This window comes from Peribacillus sp. NPDC097284 (assembly GCF_044761765.1).
Lineage (GTDB): Bacteria > Bacillota > Bacilli > Bacillales > DSM-1321 > Peribacillus.
Genome location: NZ_JBIWCZ010000002.1, coordinates 113,091 through 131,535 on the forward strand (window position 1 = coordinate 113,091; position 18,445 = coordinate 131,535).

At 40.5% G+C, this 18,445-nt stretch carries 18 protein-coding genes; 12 read left to right on the plus strand and 6 right to left on the minus strand.

Annotated elements, in window-relative coordinates; all coding sequences use genetic code 11:
• Nucleotides 1-230 precede the first annotated feature (230 nt).
• From ACIQXU_RS06300 to ACIQXU_RS06330, 7 genes are all read left to right on the plus strand, one after another.
• Entirely contained in the window at nt 231-1,256 is a 1,026-nt protein-coding gene (locus ACIQXU_RS06300) for an ABC transporter ATP-binding protein (protein ID WP_402987612.1), read from the plus strand.
• The gene (locus ACIQXU_RS06305) at nt 1,234-2,160 is read left to right on the plus strand and encodes an ABC transporter ATP-binding protein (protein WP_402956014.1); all 927 of its coding nucleotides are present in this window, start codon (nt 1,234-1,236) and stop codon (nt 2,158-2,160) included. Before ACIQXU_RS06300 ends, ACIQXU_RS06305 begins: the two co-directional genes overlap by 23 nt.
• Nucleotides 2,161-2,174: 14 nt before the next feature.
• The gene (gene opp4B, locus ACIQXU_RS06310) at nt 2,175-3,143 is read left to right on the plus strand and encodes an oligopeptide ABC transporter permease (RefSeq protein ID WP_402867905.1); all 969 of its coding nucleotides are present in this window, start codon (nt 2,175-2,177) and stop codon (nt 3,141-3,143) included.
• A gap of 23 nt (nt 3,144-3,166) precedes the next feature.
• Entirely contained in the window at nt 3,167-4,066 is a 900-nt protein-coding gene (locus ACIQXU_RS06315; RefSeq protein ID WP_402988012.1) for an ABC transporter permease, read from the plus strand.
• A gap of 18 nt (nt 4,067-4,084) precedes the next feature.
• Nucleotides 4,085-5,851, plus strand: coding sequence for an oligopeptide ABC transporter substrate-binding protein (gene opp4A / locus ACIQXU_RS06320; protein WP_402987614.1), 1,767 nt, complete (start codon nt 4,085-4,087; stop codon nt 5,849-5,851).
• Between the two features lie 97 nt (nt 5,852-5,948).
• Complete coding sequence (locus ACIQXU_RS06325) at nt 5,949-6,140, plus strand: hypothetical protein (RefSeq protein WP_402987617.1); 192 nt, start codon at nt 5,949-5,951, stop codon at nt 6,138-6,140.
• A gap of 150 nt (nt 6,141-6,290) precedes the next feature.
• Entirely contained in the window at nt 6,291-7,337 is a 1,047-nt protein-coding gene (locus ACIQXU_RS06330) for a M42 family metallopeptidase (RefSeq protein WP_402987620.1), read from the plus strand.
• A 140-nt stretch (nt 7,338-7,477) separates the two neighbouring features.
• On the opposite strand, the gene ACIQXU_RS06335 is transcribed toward ACIQXU_RS06330, so the two are convergent.
• Nucleotides 7,478-7,900, minus strand: a complete 423-nt coding sequence (locus tag ACIQXU_RS06335) for a pyridoxamine 5'-phosphate oxidase family protein (RefSeq protein ID WP_402867910.1) — start codon at nt 7,898-7,900, stop codon at nt 7,478-7,480.
• A gap of 187 nt (nt 7,901-8,087) precedes the next feature.
• On the opposite strand from ACIQXU_RS06335, the gene ACIQXU_RS06340 reads away from it, so the two are divergent.
• Complete coding sequence (locus tag ACIQXU_RS06340) at nt 8,088-8,900, plus strand: cyanophycinase (protein WP_402867911.1); 813 nt, start codon at nt 8,088-8,090, stop codon at nt 8,898-8,900.
• Entirely contained in the window at nt 8,897-11,533 is a 2,637-nt protein-coding gene (gene cphA / locus ACIQXU_RS06345; protein WP_402987623.1) for a cyanophycin synthetase, read from the plus strand. The genes ACIQXU_RS06340 and cphA overlap by 4 nt, the downstream gene beginning before the upstream one ends.
• Nucleotides 11,534-11,660: 127 nt before the next feature.
• On the opposite strand, the gene yidC is transcribed toward cphA, so the two are convergent.
• From yidC to ACIQXU_RS06370, 5 genes are all read right to left on the minus strand, one after another.
• Entirely contained in the window at nt 11,661-12,446 is a 786-nt protein-coding gene (gene yidC, locus ACIQXU_RS06350) for a membrane protein insertase YidC (protein WP_402987626.1), read from the minus strand.
• 28 nt (nt 12,447-12,474) lie between these two features.
• Nucleotides 12,475-12,762, minus strand: a complete 288-nt coding sequence (locus ACIQXU_RS06355; RefSeq protein WP_402867914.1) for a hypothetical protein — start codon at nt 12,760-12,762, stop codon at nt 12,475-12,477.
• A gap of 323 nt (nt 12,763-13,085) precedes the next feature.
• Nucleotides 13,086-13,304: a hypothetical protein gene (locus tag ACIQXU_RS06360; protein ID WP_402987629.1), complete on the minus strand. Its 219-nt coding sequence runs from the start codon at nt 13,302-13,304 to the stop codon at nt 13,086-13,088.
• A gap of 309 nt (nt 13,305-13,613) precedes the next feature.
• Nucleotides 13,614-14,429: a glycerophosphodiester phosphodiesterase gene (locus ACIQXU_RS06365; protein ID WP_402987632.1), complete on the minus strand. Its 816-nt coding sequence runs from the start codon at nt 14,427-14,429 to the stop codon at nt 13,614-13,616.
• Nucleotides 14,430-14,624: 195 nt separating this feature from the next.
• The gene (locus ACIQXU_RS06370) at nt 14,625-15,041 is read right to left on the minus strand and encodes an organic hydroperoxide resistance protein (protein ID WP_402987635.1); all 417 of its coding nucleotides are present in this window, start codon (nt 15,039-15,041) and stop codon (nt 14,625-14,627) included.
• Between the two features lie 185 nt (nt 15,042-15,226).
• Here ACIQXU_RS06370 and ACIQXU_RS06375 point away from each other — a divergent pair, with 185 nt between their 5' ends.
• Genes ACIQXU_RS06375 through ACIQXU_RS06385 form a run of 3 tightly spaced genes read left to right on the plus strand, consistent with a single transcriptional unit; the run spans nt 15,227 to nt 18,439 of the window.
• Complete coding sequence (locus ACIQXU_RS06375) at nt 15,227-15,610, plus strand: GntR family transcriptional regulator (RefSeq protein WP_402867918.1); 384 nt, start codon at nt 15,227-15,229, stop codon at nt 15,608-15,610.
• Entirely contained in the window at nt 15,607-16,506 is a 900-nt protein-coding gene (locus ACIQXU_RS06380) for an ABC transporter ATP-binding protein (RefSeq protein ID WP_402867919.1), read from the plus strand. Before ACIQXU_RS06375 ends, ACIQXU_RS06380 begins: the two co-directional genes overlap by 4 nt.
• Nucleotides 16,481-18,439 (plus strand): DUF6449 domain-containing protein, encoded by a 1,959-nt coding sequence (locus ACIQXU_RS06385; RefSeq protein ID WP_402987638.1) that lies wholly within the window; start codon nt 16,481-16,483, stop codon nt 18,437-18,439. Before ACIQXU_RS06380 ends, ACIQXU_RS06385 begins: the two co-directional genes overlap by 26 nt.
• The last annotated feature ends 6 nt before the right edge of the window (nt 18,440-18,445 follow it).

The window sequence follows — 18,445 nt, forward strand, 5'->3', positions numbered from 1 at the left end:
TTGTGATGAGCAAAAGCTTTTAGAATCCTTATCCAAGTAAATAAAAAGAAATAAAGTTAATTTTTAGAAATAAAATTATAGGAAAAAATTATTCCTCAAGTTATAATATATTAAAAAAATGTTATAATTTGATATAAATATATTGAATTAAAATTAAAAATTGATTACACTTTTATTTAATTATCAGAAAATTTTTATTTTATCGGTAAAACAGTTTAGGGGGGATCAGGTTGGAAAAGACAATATTACGAATAGAGAACCTCACTACGTCATTTCGTATTAAGAATAAATATCACGCAGCGGTGGACGATGTCTCGTTTACGGTGAATGAAAATGAAATTGTAGCCGTGGTTGGTGAGTCAGGTTGTGGTAAGAGTGCACTGGCCCTCTCCATCATCCAATTACATAATATGCAACGAACGAAATCTGAAGGTGTCATAAATTATAAGGGTCAGAATCTACTTGACCTTAATGAGTCACAAATGAATAAAGTTCGAGGTAAGGAATTGGGGATGATATTCCAAGAACCTCTGACGGCATTGAATCCCCTGATGACTGTCGGAAAACAGATTGAGGAAAATCTTGATTATCATACGAATCTATCAACCAATGAAAAAAAGAAAAGAACAATTGAACTGCTAACCCAGGTTGGCATCCCTTATCCGGAAAGGACCTACAAGCAGTTCCCTCATGAACTTTCAGGTGGCATGCGCCAAAGGGCCATGATATCGATTGCGATAGCTTGTAATCCTGCATTGGTCATTGCGGACGAACCAACGACGGCTCTCGATGTGACGATCCAAGCTCAAATCCTGGATTTGTTGAAGGAAATACAGAGCAAGACAAAAATGGGAATCATCTTGATTACTCATGACTTAAGCGTAGTGGCCGAAGTGGCTGACCGGATTGTCGTGATGTATGCCGGACAAGTGGTCGAGACTGGCAGTGTTAAAGATATATTCAAAAAACCAATGCATCCTTATACACGATCTTTGCTAAATTCCATCCCTTCGGCTACCACTGAAAAAAAACGTTTGCACGTTATAGAAGGAATCGTGCCCTCCATAGCGAAAATGGATAGGAATGGGTGCCGATTCCAAGAACGGATTCCTTGGATCCCCAAACAGGCCCATGAGGAGTCACCTGTCCTGCATGAGGTTGGTCAAGGTCATTATGTTAGGTGCACGTGTTATAAGGATTTTTATTTTCAATCTGAAGGAGAGGCAACGCCTTATGACATTACTCAAGGTAGATAATTTAAAAGTGCATTTCCCTATAAGGGGCGGTTTTTTTCGTAGAGTAGTAGATCATGTCAGAGCTGTCGATGGTGTGTCATTCGAATTGCAGCAAGGTGAGACCTACGGTTTGGTTGGAGAATCAGGAAGTGGGAAGTCAACGACGGGTAAAGCTGTGGTCAAGCTGAATGAGGTGACATCAGGAAAAATCATGTTCGAAGGCAGGGATTTAGCTTCGTTGAGCAGAAAAGAAATCAAGCCATTCCGAAAAGATATCCAAATGATTTTTCAAGATCCATATTCTTCTTTAAATCCCAAAAAGCGGGTTCTCGATATCATTGCCGAGCCGTTAAGGAATTTTGAAAAGTTGTCGCCTGGAGAAGAAAAGAAAATTGTTCAGGACTTCTTGGATAAAGTCGGTCTAAGTCCCGAATCCATTTATAAGTATCCACATGAGTTTTCAGGCGGACAGCGTCAGCGTATAGGAATTGCGAGATCTTTGACGTTAAAGCCAAAACTGATCATTGCCGATGAACCTGTGTCTGCGCTGGATGTATCGGTCCAAGCACAGGTATTGAACTTCCTTCAAGATTTACAGGAGGAGTTTAACTTGACCTATTTATTTGTCGGCCATGATCTTGGAGTAATCAGGCATATGTGTGACAGGATGGGCGTGATGTATCGAGGAAGAATCGTAGAAGAGGGCACAAGCCAGGAAATCTATGAAAACCCTCAGCACATCTATACCAAACGTCTGATAGCGGCCATTCCGGACCTAGAACCGGAAGTGCGTGAGCAAAAAATACTACTCAGAAAGAAATTGACAGCGGAGTATGAAACGTCTTATTCCCAATACTTTGATGAAAACGGACGGGCCTACGATTTAAAGCCAATTTCGTCCACTCATAGAGTCGCAATACAATAAGGAGGTGGAAAGTAATGTGGAAATTTATCCTTAGGCGCCTATTAGTCATGATTCCGCAGCTCTTTCTGTTGAGCATCATCGTTTTCATGATGGCAAAAGCCATGCCAGGTGATGCCTTGTCAGGTCAGGAAATAAGCAACCCAAGGGCGGATCCGGCTGAGCTTGAAAGAATCAGGGATGACATGGGCTTGAATGACCCTTGGTACCAACAATATGTAAGATGGGCATCCAATGCTGTCCAAGGGGACTTCGGAGTGTCTTATACGCACAAAATACCAGTTATGGATGTCATTGAAAACAGGCTTTGGAATACGGTTTTTCTTGCAATCGTCACTCTTATCTTTACATATTTGCTAGCTATTCCACTCGGCATAGTTAGCGGTAGATATAATGATACGTGGATGGACAAAGGAGTTACCGGTTACAGTTATCTAGGTTTTGGTACACCAATTTTCATATTTGCTCTTATTATGCTATTTGTTTTCGGGTTCGGTCTAAATTGGTTCCCATCTGGTGGAAGCGTCGATTCCAAATTGGATTCAGGGACGTTCGCTTATGTGGTCAGTAAGATTAACCATTTGATCCTGCCAGCTTTAAGTACGGCTTTAATTGCAACGACAAGTACCATTCAATATTTGCGAAATGAAATCATAGATAATAAGATTAAGGATTTCGTAAGGACCGCTCGATCGAAAGGTGTTCCGGAATCGAAAGTATACTCACGACATATCTTGAGAAATTCATTCCTACCGATTGCTGCATTCTTAGGATATGAAATCACTGGTTTAATCGGTGGCTCTGTCATAATCGAGACCATTTTCAGTTATCCAGGATTAGGCCAGCTATTCCTTAGCTCTGTAAGCCTAAGGGACTTCAGTGTCGTGACGGCCATTGTCATGATGACAGGATTCGCCACTTTGCTTGGCACTCTTCTTTCTGACATCATACTTAGCGCGGTGGATCCGCGTATACGGATAGAATAGGAAGTGGGGTGAGTCTAATGGAAATGAAAGTTGAAAATGGAAATAACATACAAGTTCAAGAAGTGAGTCCTTCGGGAATGAAAATCATTTGGCAGGAAATTAAGAAAGATAAAATGGCAATGGGCTCATTGATTCTACTGGCAGCCATCTTGCTTTTCGTTTATGGCGCATCTTTCTTCATGGATGCCAAGGAAATCGCTAAAGTCGATTTCCTATCCATCTATATGGAGCCATCTTCGGACTATTGGCTTGGAACTGACTATGGTGGACGGGATGTATTTGGACAACTCATCATCGGTACAAGGAATTCATTCACGATTAGTTTATTTATTACTTTATTCACGGCTATCATCGGATTGACTTTTGGGCTTCTTGCTGGTTATTTTGGCGGTGCTACCGATAATGTAATCATGCGTATTATAGATTTTGTCATTGCGCTGCCACAGTTAATGTTCATCATTGTTTTCGTTACGATTGTGCCTACTTTTAATGTCCCGGTTTTCATTTTGATCATGACGCTGTTTTTATGGACCGGTAAGGCAAGGCTCATTCGTTCGAAGGTATTATCTGAGCGAGAATTGGATTATGTTCATGCGTCACAAACACTTGGTACTCCACATTGGAAAATCATTATTTTCCAGGTGCTTCCAAATATAAGTTCTCTGATCATCGTAAACTTCATTTTGAATCTTGCAGGCAATATTGGCCTAGAATCCAGCTTGACCTTTTTAGGATTCGGTCTTCCAGAGAGCACACCGAGTTTAGGTACGCTCATAAGTTATGCTCGAAACCCAGATGTTTTAGAAAACAAATGGTGGATATGGATACCCGCATCACTCATGATTCTAGTGTTGATGCTGAGTATAAATTTTGTTGGTCAAGCATTGAAACGTGCTGCTGACGCAAGACAAAGAAGAGGATAAAAAAGGGGAGTGTATGTCATGAAAATTAAAAATTATAGCAAAGTATTAAGTGCATTGGCCATATCGTCGCTACTTCTTGCTGCATGTTCAGATGATACGTCGACTAAGGAGAAAAAGGGAAAAGCTGTTGAACAAGTGGATGCATCGAAATTCCCGGCGGTTACATCAAATAAAGGGAAACCAATCGAAGGCGGTCACCTTACTTACGGTTTGGTATCTGATACGCCATTTGAAGGAATCTTAAATAAAGTCTTCTACCAAGGTGATCCGGATAATCAAGTTATTACGTTCTTTGATGAAGATTTATTGGATACCGATGAAGATTGGGTATTTACAAATGAAGGCGCAGCTACCTATGAAATATCAGAAGATAATAAAACGGTCTCACTTACCATCAAAGACAATGTTAATTGGCATGACGGTAAACCTGTAACGGGGGCCGACTTGGAATATGCTTATCTCGTAATGGGAAGCAAAGAGTACAAGGGAGTCCGTTATGATGAACAAATGGCATTGATTGAAGGGATGGAAGAGTATCATGAAGGTAAGGCAGACAGTATTTCCGGAATCAAGGTAGACGGAAAGAAAATCAGCTTCACCTTTAAGAAAGCGAATCCTTCGGTTAAGACAGGACTATGGACATATCCGCTTCACAAGGAATACTTAAAAGATGTTGCGATTGGTGATTTGGAGTCTTCCGATAAAATCCGTAAAAACCCAATAGGTTTCGGACCATTCAAAGTGAAGAAAATCGTTCAAGGTGAAGCGGTCGAATTCGAAGCGAATAAAGATTACTACCGCGGAGCTCCTAAGTTGGACAGCGTCACATTGAAAGTCATCAACCCATCCGTTGTTGTAAAATCATTGGAAAACGGGGATGTTGATGTAGCAGAAGTTTCAGCGGATTATTATGATCAAGCCGATAAGTTGGAAAACATCGAGATTTTAGGAAAAGTCGATTTGGCTTATACGTACATCGGTTTTAATTTAGGGCACTATGATAAGAAAAAAGGCGAAAACGTGATGGATAACCCGAAATTCCAAGATAAACGACTTCGCCAGGCGATGGCCTATTCCATCAACAACGAACAGGTCGGCGAGAAGATGTATAAAGGACTTCGTTTCCCTGCCAACTCGGTTATTACGCCAACCTTTAAATATAACAATAAAGATATAAAGCCATATGAATATGATCCAGAAAAAGCGAAAAAATTATTGGATGAAGCAGGATATAAAGATACGAATGACGATGGCCTTCGCGAAGATCCGGATGGTAAGGAGTTCAAAATTAATTTTGCATCCATGAGTGGTGGAGATATTGCCGAACCGCTTACGAAATATTATATCCAGCAATGGCAGGAAGTCGGACTGGATGTACAAATGTTAGATGGACGTCTTCATGAGTTCAATTCATTTTATGATATGTTGAAAAAAGATAGCGATAAGGTTGATATTTACCAAGCAGCTTGGGGTGTGGCTTCCGATCCAGATCCATCTGGAATCTGGTCAAGACAAGCACAATTCAATTATACTCGTTGGGTGAATGACAAGAATGACGAACTATTGGCAAAAGGAATTTCGGAGGAAGCGTTCGACGATCAATACCGTGTCGATGTCTATAACGAGTGGCAACAATTGATCCATGATGAAGTGCCTCTTATCCCAACTCTATTCCGATATACAATGACCGGGGTCAATGAACGTGTGACCGGTTATGATTATACGGCAGGTCGCCAATATCAATGGTTTGATGTAGGTGTGACAGAAGAATCAGCTAAAAAATAATGTAGAAAGTCGGCTGCCTCCATTGGCAGCCGATTCTTTGGTTTTAAGATGGTGAATTAAGGTTATATATGAATAGTAAGTAATTGGAAGGGTGATAGTGATGGAAGTGAGAAACCCAAATGAAACAAAGCGGGAACTTGAAATATTGTTTACGGAATCGGTCGGTCGTCTATTAAAGCCACTTGAAGAGGAAATCATTGCAGACATCGTAGCCTATCCTGATGAAAAGAGAATTGCCTTCTTGGAATTCATGAAGGAAATGTCCAATAAACAAAGACAATTAAAGTAATCATGGTTCGCAAGTTTAATGACGTTATCTGGATTAAGAAATTTCGGTTGTATGGGACCGTCATATGACGGTCTTTTTATATGGCTTTTAATATGTTCTTTGAACACTGAAAGAGATATACTTTTATATAAGAAGAAGGGAGTGTCATTGATGAATCAAGTTAATGAAAAAGAAATCGTTTCGTACATAAAAGAGTTAGTATCCATTCCCAGTCCATCCGGTTATACGGAACAGGCCATTAAGTATACGGCAGCCTTCATGGAAAGTAAGCAAGTCCCCTACCAAATCACGAACAAGGGAGCATTGCTTGCCACTTTAAAAGGTAAAGATGATAGCTGTCATCGATTGCTGACGGCCCATGTGGATACATTGGGAGCCATGGTTAAGGAAATTAAGCCAAATGGCCGGCTGAAGTTGACGATGATTGGCGGGTTTCGGTGGAATTCCGTTGAAGGAGAATACTGTGAAATCCATACCGCAAGTGGAGATGTTGTCACAGGCACGATATTGATTAACCAAACATCCGTACATGTGTACAAAAATGCCGGGGACGCTAAGCGTGATGAAGAGACAATCGAGGTTCGTATCGATGCAGTCGTCAAATCAAAAGAGGAAACAGAGGCCGTGGGCATATCCGTTGGTGACTTTGTTTCATTCGCACCAAGGATCGAGGAAACGAAGACTGGTTTCTTGAAGTCTAGACATTTGGATGACAAAGCAAGTGTTGGCATTTTGCTTCATATTATTGAGCAGATTCAAGCGGGGAAAATCGAATTGGCATATACGACGCATTTCCTGATTTCAAATAATGAAGAAATCGGATATGGCGGTAATTCCAATATTCCTGATAAGACGGTTGAATACTTAGCTGTCGATATGGGCGCAATCGGGGAAGGGCAAACGACGGATGAATATAGTGTTTCCATTTGTGCTAAAGATTCTTCCGGTCCGTACCATTATAAGTTACGCCAGCATCTGGTTTCACTTGCCAAGGCGAATGACATCGATTATCGCGTCGATATTTACCCGTACTATGGTTCTGATGCCTCAGCAGCAATCCGTGCAGGATTCGATGTGGTTCATGGCTTGATCGGACCAGGGATTGATGCATCGCATGCATTTGAGAGAACGCATCTCTCATCTTTGAAGCATACAGCGAACCTAGTTGCACACTATTTACAATCTGAGCTTGTCTGATCACATAAAAACCCTCGCTTAAGCGAGGGTTTTTATATTTATCGGTCGATTCCATTCGTTTATCAGTCAAACTTGAAGATATATCGGTCCATTTATCAATATATCGGTCAAATTACGATGTTTATCGGTCAATTGGTTACTTAAAGGTTTAGTTCTTCTGGTGGCTCACCGTTATTATTCATAAGTCGAATAGAATCGGGTTTGATCTGTAATAATACGTAGTTTGGATCTTCTGGCCCTTCAAACCATTGTTCAAAGGATTTATTCCATAATTTTTTCTTCAATTCGGCGGTATCATTGATTTTCGATGTTCCTGAAATTTCAATGTATGAATCGCCAAGGCCTTCATTGTCATAGCCAAACAAGACATGAACATGTGGGTTCTTTTCTATTTCATCTATTTTTTCAGTCTTTACGCTTGTTGGTGTATAAAAGGTTAATTCCTCGTTGAAGAATGTCATGTAGCGCGAATAGGGCTTATTATTTTCTACTGTTGATAGGACTCCGATTTTACTTTCCTTGATCACATTCAATATTTTTTCTTTTAATTGATCTTGACTCATCTTCACCACTCCTTTTATTTTTCTCTTTATTACTCTTCCTCTTATGCCTATAACTTAAACGGATTTGCACAGTTTTTATTATTTGGATGAATGGAATTTATGCTAAAGTACCATACTATTGATTACGTGTTTATGGAAAAAGCAAATTCTTGTTTTTAAATCTATAGGTGAAGGTGAGTACAGGCAAATGAATTGTGGAGAATTACTGATCATCGGCGGGGCGGAAGATAAATGCCTAGAAGGTGAAGTTTTGAATAAATTCGTGGAGCTTGCAACGAGAAAACCAGGTGGAATCGGGATCCTACCGACTGCTAGCGAAATTCCCGATGAGGTTAGTAAAGAATACATCCGCATCTTTAAAGAGCTTGGTGTAAATCGAGTGGAAGTTCTCGAGGTGAATTCGAAAAGAGATGCAGAGGATCCGGCCATTTGTGAACAATTGGCCTCTTTTTCGGCTGTATTCATAACAGGGGGGAATCAAAGTCGATTGTCCGAGCTGATCCGTGATTCCCGATTGCATCAGACTCTTTCGAAGTCCTGGCATGATGGAATGGTCGTGGCCGGGACAAGCGCGGGTGCCTCAATTATGGGGAAGCGAATGATTGTTGCCGCAGATATGAAACTGGATGATGAAAAATTGAAGGTGGAAATAGGGAAGGGATTCGGATTTTTGGATGGACTCCTGATTGACCAGCATTTTTCACAACGCGGCCGGTTCGATCGGTTATTAAGTGCGATAGCCGAAAATGAAGAAATCATGGGTATTGGTATAGATGAAAATACAGCGATAGTAGTAAGCGATGGGAAATTTGAAGTGTATGGAATAAATCAAGTTCTGGTGCTTGATGGAAGTAGTAGTGACTATATCAATATTACGATTGCTGAAAACGGAAGCGAAGAACTGACACTTTCAGGTTTTCGTCTACATGCTTTAACTAGAGGGTATCAATTTGACTTGAAGACAAGAAAATTGTCGCTGGAGAAGAGGATTCAATCATGAAAATCAATCGAGTCCGCTATTTAAAAGGACCTAACTTTTTCGCATATAAACCAACCATTTGCATTGAATTGGACTTGGAGGAACTGGAGGAAAGGCCATCTGATTCGATTCCTGGCTTTAATGAAAGGCTGTTGGAGGTGCTCCCCGACCTGGGCAAGCATACATGTTCTCATGGATACGAGGGTGGTTTTGCTGAGAGGTTGAACCGTGGTACATGGATGGGACATGTATTGGAGCATATGGCGATTGAACTGCAAAATATGGCTGGTATAGACGTTGTTCGTGGGAAAACGATTATGATGAAAGACCCTGGGGTTTATTCCGTTACCTACGATTATAAGGAGCCTAAGTCGGGGTTTCAGGCATTCCTCTCCAGCAAAGAAATCGTGGAAGCCATTTTAAAACGTGAAAAGACTATCAATGTTCAATCCTATGTGGAGCAAATAGCCAATTTATATTACCAACATAAATTGGGACCTAGTACAGAGGCCATTTACCAGGCGGCACATGCGAGGAATATCCCTGTGGAGCGAATTGGGGAAAATAGCTTGGTCCGGATAGGGACTGGTTCTAGGCAGAAGTTTGTCCAGGCGACGATTACAAGCCAGACTTCCAATATAGCCGTAGAGAATGCCTGTGATAAATCGATGACGAAGGAAATTCTGAAAGGCTGTGGCCTTCCCGTACCGGAAGGCGAAGTCGCGCATTCGATTGAGGAAATATTTGATTCAGCGGATAGACTTGGTTTTCCACTCGTCCTTAAACCTTTTAACGGGCGGCAGGGCCAAGGGGTCATTACCCATATTAAAAATAAAGATGAATTATTTAATGTCGCTCATTGCTTGGAATCCCACGTACAGAAGTACATTGTGGAACGCCATTTTGAAGGACATGATTATCGCTTATTAGTCGTAGATGGAAAGCTTGCTGCCGCTAGTCTCCGGCTACCACCTTACGTCATCGGGAATGGGAGGGAGACTATACGCAACTTGATAGAGAAGGAAAACCAGAATCCGTTGAGGGGAGAGGGCCATGAAAAACCGATGTCCAAAATCCCCCTTACACATACGGTAACGTGTTATTTGGAAAAACAGAACAGGAACCTGGGGAGCATTCCGAAAAAAGGCGAGGTAATCCAAGTGGTCGGAAATGCAAACCTTTCAACTGGAGGGAAGGCAATCGATGTAACGGAACAGGTTCACCCGACTATAAGGAAAGTGGCTATAGGTGCTGCAAATGCGATTAATCTGGATGTAGCGGGCATAGACTTTATTTGCCACGACATTTCGAAACCATTCGATTACACAAAAATGGCCATCATAGAAGTGAATGCAGCACCGGGGATTCGGATGCATCATTATCCAAGTGAAGGCAAAAAAAGAGATGTGGGCAAGGCAATTGTCGATTATCTATTTCCTAGCCGAGAAGAAGCGGCCATCCCGATTATCGCAGTAACGGGGACAAACGGAAAAACCACAACGACCAGAATGATACATTATTTTCTTTCTAATGATCGGAATAAAGTCGGAATGACGAATTCCGACGGGGTATATGTGGGACAAGAGGTTCTCGATCAAGGGGATTGCAGTGGGCCAATAAGTGCAAGAATGGTCTTATCCCATCCAGAAGTAGATACAGCCGTATTGGAGACAGCAAGAGGTGGGATTTTAAGGGAAGGGCTTGCTTTTCGTAGGTGCGACGTAGGGGTTATTACCAATGTGAGTGAGGATCATCTTGGTCGTGATGGAATTGAAACGCTGGAGGACCTAGTTAAATTAAAGCGACTGGTAGCGGAGGTTGTTCTCGAAAATGGATATTGTGTGTTGAACGCGGATGACCCTTATGTAGTGGCCATGAACGAATATACAGACGGGGAAGTGATTTATACCTCTACTCAAGCCAATCATCCCGTCATAATGGCAGCGATTAAAGAAAGAAAAAGGGCTTGGTTTGTGGATGAACAAGGAATAATCAATTATGTGGAAAACGGAGGAGTAAAACGTTTCATGGAATGTGAGGAAGTACCCATCACGATTAAGGGTAAGGCCCGCCATAACGTATCCAATTTGCTCCAAGCTTTAGCGGCAGCCTCGACACAAGGCATTTCTATCGATGAATTACGAAAGAAGGCTATGACATTCATGCCAGATGGAAATCTATCCAAAGGAAGATTTAACTTGAAAAAGGTCAATGAAAGGACCATTCTCATTGACTATGCTCATAATGCAGCAGGACTAAAAGCCATTTTCGATACCGTTAGTGCGTATCATAGAAATCGACTCATTACTGTTTTGGCGGGACCAGGCGATCGAATAAATGAAGAAATCATTAGCCTGGCAAATATCGTGGCTTTACAGACGGATTTGTTCATTATTAAAGAGGACGATGATTTGCGAGGCAGAAACCCTTTAGAAGTAGCTGAACTGATTCAGGAAGCGGCGTTTAAAAGAGGTTTGACCGGTGAACAGGCAGTCATTGTTCCAAATGAAATGGATGCGTTTTTAAAAGCTTGGGAATTATCCCAACCTGGGGACCTTCTATTGTTTTTTTACACCGATTTTAATTATGTAGAGCGTTTTTTCGAAACCATTACAAAAAATGCATTGCCTAAGAAAATGAATGGAAATAGGTAAATAGCGGCTTTAGGAAGATGATCCTTACATAAAGGTCATCTTCTTTGGCCTTTTACCCTTTATCCTATAAAAAACCCTGTAGTTCAGACTCCTTGAAAAGTCTGAACTACAGGGTATAGTAATAGGGTTAGCTTTTTTTTGCGTTGGTTTCATTGACGGCAGGCACATTAGTCTTTTCGTTGTTATAAACACGTTGAAGTACAATGGTCTGTACAATCATGAATAATCCGCCTACTGACCAATATAGTGGCAAAGCAGCAGGGGCGGAGAATGAAATGAACAAGATCATGGCAGGTGAGACCAAACTCATTATCTTCATTTGTTTCTGTTGATCTTCCGGCATTTGCCTCATGGAAATCACAGATTGGAAATAGTAAATGACTCCGGCAATGAGTGCCATGGCGATGTTAGGCCCCCCAAGGCTGAACCAAAGGAAGTTATGGGTAGCAATTTCATGAGATCCTTGAATCGCATAATACACACCCATTAGAATTGGCATCTGGATCAAAAGGGGCAGGCAACCCATATTTAAAGGATTGACACCATGTTTTTGATAGAGTTTCATCATTTCCTGCTGAAGTTCCTTCTGTTTGGCCGGATCCTTCGTTTCTTTAATCTTCTGCTGAATGGCAGTCATTTCTGGCTTGAGTCCATTCATTTTCGTCTTCATGTTGCGTTGTGTTTTATATTGCTTGATATTCAATGGTAACAGAATGAGACGAATGATGACAGTCATCATGATGATGCCTATCCCATAATTCCCGTTAAAAAAATCCGCATTAAATTCAAGCAATGTGTTCATCGGATTGACTACTACAGTATGAAAGGGTCCGCTAGTAGCTGCTGAACATCCTGATAAAAGGCCGATCATTAGAAAGAGTGTTCCAATTAATAGTACATTTTTCTTCTTCAAAATATATTCCTCCTCAAATTGTTAATGGTTAAACAATGAGAAGGAGGCTTGGCTCTTCAGAATCATCTGGAGAGTCCTTTTGGCGAATATAAGTGATAAAGCGTCGTATTCCTAGTGGATGAAAAACGCTACCTGTATAAACAAGAGATTTACCAGGGCTTGAGTGAAGTGAAGCTTGATATTTATCATTTAAGAGTGTCTGATTTTTATTAATAAAGTAAAACGCCGCAAAAGGGAAGACGAAGGTCAATAAGTACCCTGCCCATAGTGCATGGCGGATGGTTTGATAATCAAATTCTAATAATAACTCCCACATAGTAATCCCTTCTTTTTCTTAGATAAGGATAGTTGCTGTATAAAACGCATTCTAATATCTGTAAGAACACTATACCAGATTCAAGTTATAGAATGCGAAAAAATCATATGTTTTTTAAAAAGAAAATAGAGGGATATTTTAGTTTTTCATGGGTACGCTGAATGAAAATCATTTTAATTATATCAGTCAGCCATGTCACGGATGGTCTGCAGCCTACATATGAATAGAGGGAAGTTTATAACGAGGTGAAAAAAGGATGAATCTATACGATCCATTTAATTCGCACATCAATTATTTTGATAGTCATTTCTATCTTAATCCATTTAACCCATATGTGGATAATGGTTTTCCAGTGGAGCCCAATCAATTTGACTATCTGAATTTTGAAGAGAGGCAGCCGCCACCACCAAGTCCGCCTCAAGGTGGACCACCACCACGACCGCCTCAAGGAGGTCCGCCACCACGACCGCCTCAAGGAGGTCCACCGCCACGACCACCTCAAGGAGGTCCGCCACCAAGGCCCCCTCAAGGAGGAGGACCACCTACTGTACCTCCGCCGTCATTCATCCCCCAATTTCCAAATGTAGGTTTTTTCGGAATTGAAGCTGGGGCAATGAGAGGGTGTTTATATAAAAATACGTATATTTGGTTAAGGAATGGCCGCTCATTTTGGCTTTATCCTACGTATGTTGGTCGGAATACCGTTGCAGGTTACCGCTGGAGACCCAATCAAAAACGATGGGCCTACTATGGTACCGATGAAGATGAAATTCAATCTTTTCAATGCTATTGAAAAAAACAATCCGCAGAAGCGGATTGTTTTTTGGGGGGGATCCAATGTTATCTCTCTTTCAAAAAAAGTCAGGAAAATCCGAAATGATTCCATCCAAGTTCATTTTCTTTAGAGATTGCATCTGTTTTTTATTGTTGACTGTCCAAGTAAATACTTTCATTCCGTGACTCTGAATTCGTGTTTTAAGATTCGGGTTTAACAACGTTTGCTTTGGATTCGCAAAAGTTGCAAATTCTGAAATCTCTTTTAGTTTTTGATCCGAAATTCGCCGATTGATTAGTACACCGACTGGAATTTTGGGTAAGAGTTCGTGAAAAGTTTTCATGGAGTTCATATCAAAAGAATGAACCATGATTTTATTTTCAACGTTTGAATTAAGCGGACTTTTCAAGAGTTCTTCTGCCAGTTTTCTCTCGATACCGGGGTAAAGGGAGGGGTGTTTAATTTCTATTAATAGTCCAATCTCATAAGACGAAAAAGTTTCCAAAACCTCGCTAAGCAAGGGGATCTTTTCATTTTTAAAATCAGGGTGAAACCAGCTCCCGGCATCCAATTCTAGTAACTCTGCGGCTGTATAGTCCCTGAGATTTCCCTTACCGTTAGTCGTCCTCTCGAGAGTTGGATCATGATGCACCATAAGTTCCCCATCTTTACTAAGATGGATATCTACTTCCAGAACATCCACGCCCATCTCTATTGCTTTATAATAGGATGCCATTGTATTCTCAGGACAATATCCCGATGCCCCGCGATGTCCAATCTTTAGTGGTGTATGTTGATTTGAGAGAATGGGAACCACCCTTTTCCTTCTGTTAAAGGAAAAAATGAGTAGGATGAATAAGATGATAAAGACTATAAGGAATAACTCTTTCAATTTGCACACTCCTTGATTATATTTATGGGTTATTAGGTATCTACCCTCATTTAAAAGAAATAAAAGAACGTTGTCAAAACGTCTCTATTGAAAGGGAGAGAAGGAGGAATGAAGGAGTAAGGCGCGCGTTGTATATTATAGGAAATAAAAAAAGGAATGGATGCAGATTTAGAAGCTGCATCCATTCCTTTTTCATTATACGATGATTGGTGTAACGTCTATATTCCCGCGAGTTGCCTTGGAGTAAGGGCAAGTTGCGTGTGCTTTCTTTACAAATTGTTCAGCTTCTTCTTTGCTCAGGTCTGGGATGGAAACATCTAATCTAACGGCCAATTTGAAACCGCCATCTGTCTCATCTTTCCCGATTGTGACATTCGCAGTCACGGATGTATCCACTTTCTTTTTTTCCTTACTAAGTACAAGGTTCAATGCACTGCCAAAACAAGCGGCATACCCTGCGGCAAATAACTGTTCCGGGTTTGTTGCCTTTTCACCAGAACCACCTAATTCTTTCGGTGACCTTACATCAAAATCGAGGATGCCGTCCTCCGATTTTACATGGCCTTCACGTCCACCGTGTACGGTAACTGCAGTTGTATATAATGGTTTCAAAAAAACAACTCCTTTTGATTTAGTTATATTATATAGGTTCCCATTAATTGGACTTGTTAAACAAAAGAAAGAGAGTTGGTCATCTATTTATAATTTATTTAAAAAATGTATTAAATTGGAATAAGTTGTTTTATAATAACTGTATTAAGCCAAGTAGTACACTTATTACAGTGAGGGGGCTGATGATGTTTGAGTTGGACGTACAAAGTAGAAGACCCATTTATGAACAATTAATGGAAAAATTCAAAGAGCTTATAATCAGTGACGTACTAAAAGAACATGACCAGCTGCCTTCCGTTAGAATATTGGCTCAGGAACTGACCATTAACCCTAATACGATTCAAAAAGCTTATAGGCAGCTTGAAGCGGAAGGGTTTATATATACGATACCAGGAAAAGGTAATTTCGTTTTACCCCCCGGGGAATTGAAGAATTCATTAAAGGAAGAGAAGATAAGGTCGGAGCTTACTAGGGTGTTAGCGGAAGCCCTGTATATTGGTATCGAAAAAAAAGAAATTTATAGGTTGGTCAAGGATATAAGTTCGATAGCAAAGGGGGGGGAAACATGATAGAAATCAAGCGTGTTAGTAAGTTATATGAAGGAAAAGTAGCGATCAAAGACGTTAGTTTGGATATACAAAGAGGATCTATTTTTGGATTGTTGGGATCGAACGGGGCAGGAAAGACGACCCTATTGAAAATGCTATCAGGAAATTTGATCCAGGATAGCGGTGAAGTTCTTATCGATGAATCCCCAGTATTTGAAAACCGGGTAGTGAAAAATCGATGTTTCTTCCTTCCTGATATGCCTTACTTCTTGGCTAACTATTCCATCATGCAAATGGCAGGTTTTTATAGTCATGTTTATAGTGAATGGAATCAAGAACGTTTTTATCAATTGCAGGAAGTGTTTGCGATTCCCTTTCAATATAAAATTCACAAGCTGTCTAAGGGAATGCAGAGGCAGGTTGCTTTTTGGCTGGCCCTTTCAACGATGCCAGAAGTTTTAATACTCGATGAACCCTTTGATGGGCTTGATCCGGTCATGCGCAAAAATGTGAAACAGTTGCTGATTCAGGATGTATCCGAACGAGAAATGACGATCTTGATTTCATCCCATAACCTTCGGGAAATTGAAGATTTAGCAGATCATGTGGGGATATTGCATCAAGGGGAGCTCATCATCCAGAAGGATTTGGATGATTTGAAAGCGGATGTACATAAAGTTCAAATAGCCTTTAAAAATAAAATTCCATATGGCATTTACCGTGGCATGCAAATCCTGAATAAGGAAAGGAGGGGCAGCGTCATCGTCTGCATCTTAAAAGGAAAAGAATCTGATATCAAGACTCATTTCAGCCAGTTTCAACCTGATATATTCGATATCCTGCCCCTCACTTTGGAAGAGATCTTCATATATGAAATGGGGGACATCGGCTATGCCATTCAAAATAGTCTCGTTTAATAAAGAACTGGTATTTTATATTTTTAGAAGTACCGGATGGATTGGGTTTCTTTATTTTATCGGCCTCATTTTTGCACTGCCTTTGGAAATATTAACGATTATTCTCAATAATAATAATGAATATATGAACTTTGTAAATTTATTTTCCAGTCAGGGGATGATTCAATTCGTCCTAGTCATAAGCATTCCGGTATTGCTCGCCATTTTCCTATTTCGATTTTTACAAGTAAAACAGGCTTCGGATTTTATACATAGTTTACCGATCACTAGGAGAAGTATATACGTTCATATGATAGGGATGGGGATTTCCTTTATCATTGTCCCCATTTTGCTTACAGGCCTCATCTTGTATTTATTCCACTCAGCCTTAGATGTTGAAAAATTGTATAGCCTGACAGATATTTGGTCGTGGGTGGGCATTACTTTTGTCATGGAGACAGTGATTTTCTCTGTAGCTGTCTTAATTGGAATGGTGACGGGATTATCGGCTCTACAGGGCTTACTTACCTATATAACGCTTGGGTTGCCAGCTGGGCTATTTATCTTACTAGCGGCGAATGTGAAGTTTTTGATGGTTGGTTTTTTTGCCGAATACTACTTAAGTGCCAACATGAATAGCATGTCCCCTATATTGGCGGCAACTGAAATGGAAAAAATGAATGTTTTCTCCTTTCAGCTACTAATCTATGCACTGGTCTCCTGCCTATTTCTATGGCTTTCATTGGTTCTCTATAAACGGAGAAAGCTGGAGCATGTATCGCAAGCCTTTGTGTTCCCCTTGATTAAACCGGTATTTAAATATGGTTTAACGATAAGCATGATGCTTTTTTCCGGCTTTTATTTTAGTCAAACAACCGGGAAAATCGAATGGGTCGTGTTCGGCTATGTGATTGGATCCATAATTGGCTATTATTTAGGCGATCTCGTCTTGCAAAAGACTTGGCGGGTCCGGTTTTCTTTTAAAGGGTACATCACCTTTATGGTGAGTGTCATCGCTTTTTCCATCCTTCTAAAGTTAGATCCGCTTTCGTATGAGTCAAAGGTGCCTGATAAAAAGATGATCAACCAAATATATATAGGGAACCATTCACCTATATATTATGAAGATGAGGATTCAGGGAGTTCAATCTATCTAAAAGAAAAAGAAAATATCTCAGCTGTACGTTTGTTACATCAGCAGATTCTTGAAAAGGGTAAGATGGAGAGCGTCGCAGATCCTAATCCTGAAAACTCCGTGTTTCTTATATACGAACTTGAAAATGGAAGACATTTAGCGAGGGAGTACCATTTGCAAAATTATGAGTCGTATATGCCGCTTTTAGCCAAAATCTATGAATCTAGCGAATATAAACAAACAGTGAATGAGCTGTTGCATGTACCGGTTGAAGAAGTTTCCAAAATGAAAATCAATGCCACCGGAGAAATGGATAAGTCCGTAATCATTACTGATAAACAGCAGCTTGCGGAAGCGGTTCAGGCGTTATCGGAAGACCTGAATAACCAGACACTCGCCCAAATGACGAAGACCTGGGGAGAATATGCATACATTGAAGTTCTTCTCGAAAATAACAAGACCATCTATATGAATTGGAACTCTTCTTATCCTGCCTTCACAAATTGGATGGAACAAACGGGACAAGCTGAAGAGGCAAGATTAACGGCAAATGATATCTCTCATATTCTTGTAACGAAGACCGATTTTAATTTATATAGTACGTCCGAAGAAGAAATTGAACAAATAGTGGAAAAGCAGTCGATTCTGTTGAAGATTGATCAGCCTGATGAAATAGAGATGGCCATCGAAAACAGTCAATTGGATTATGGGGAAGGAAAGTATACAGCTGTTTTTTATTATAAGGGTAGCCGGGATTTTGAGATAAGGACTTTTTCTGGTGACCATGTTCCCGATTTTATTTTAAACCACTTTGAATGAATAGAA

Excerpts from the sequence above, each read along its gene's own strand:
- ACIQXU_RS06305 (WP_402956014.1), top strand. The coding sequence starts at position 1,234 with ATGACATTACTCAAGGTAGATAATTTAAAAGTGCATTTCCCTATAAGG.
- opp4B (WP_402867905.1), top strand. The coding sequence starts at position 2,175 with ATGTGGAAATTTATCCTTAGGCGCCTATTAGTCATGATTCCGCAGCTC.
- ACIQXU_RS06315 (WP_402988012.1), top strand. The coding sequence starts at position 3,167 with ATGAAAGTTGAAAATGGAAATAACATACAAGTTCAAGAAGTGAGTCCT.
- opp4A (WP_402987614.1), top strand. The coding sequence starts at position 4,085 with ATGAAAATTAAAAATTATAGCAAAGTATTAAGTGCATTGGCCATATCG.
- ACIQXU_RS06330 (WP_402987620.1), top strand. The coding sequence starts at position 6,291 with ATGAATCAAGTTAATGAAAAAGAAATCGTTTCGTACATAAAAGAGTTA.
- ACIQXU_RS06335 (WP_402867910.1), bottom strand. The coding sequence starts at position 7,900 with ATGAGTCAAGATCAATTAAAAGAAAAAATATTGAATGTGATCAAGGAA.
- ACIQXU_RS06340 (WP_402867911.1), top strand. The coding sequence starts at position 8,088 with ATGAATTGTGGAGAATTACTGATCATCGGCGGGGCGGAAGATAAATGC.
- cphA (WP_402987623.1), top strand. The coding sequence starts at position 8,897 with ATGAAAATCAATCGAGTCCGCTATTTAAAAGGACCTAACTTTTTCGCA.
- ACIQXU_RS06355 (WP_402867914.1), bottom strand. The coding sequence starts at position 12,762 with ATGTGGGAGTTATTATTAGAATTTGATTATCAAACCATCCGCCATGCA.
- ACIQXU_RS06375 (WP_402867918.1), top strand. The coding sequence starts at position 15,227 with ATGTTTGAGTTGGACGTACAAAGTAGAAGACCCATTTATGAACAATTA.
- ACIQXU_RS06380 (WP_402867919.1), top strand. The coding sequence starts at position 15,607 with ATGATAGAAATCAAGCGTGTTAGTAAGTTATATGAAGGAAAAGTAGCG.
- ACIQXU_RS06385 (WP_402987638.1), top strand. The coding sequence starts at position 16,481 with ATGCCATTCAAAATAGTCTCGTTTAATAAAGAACTGGTATTTTATATT.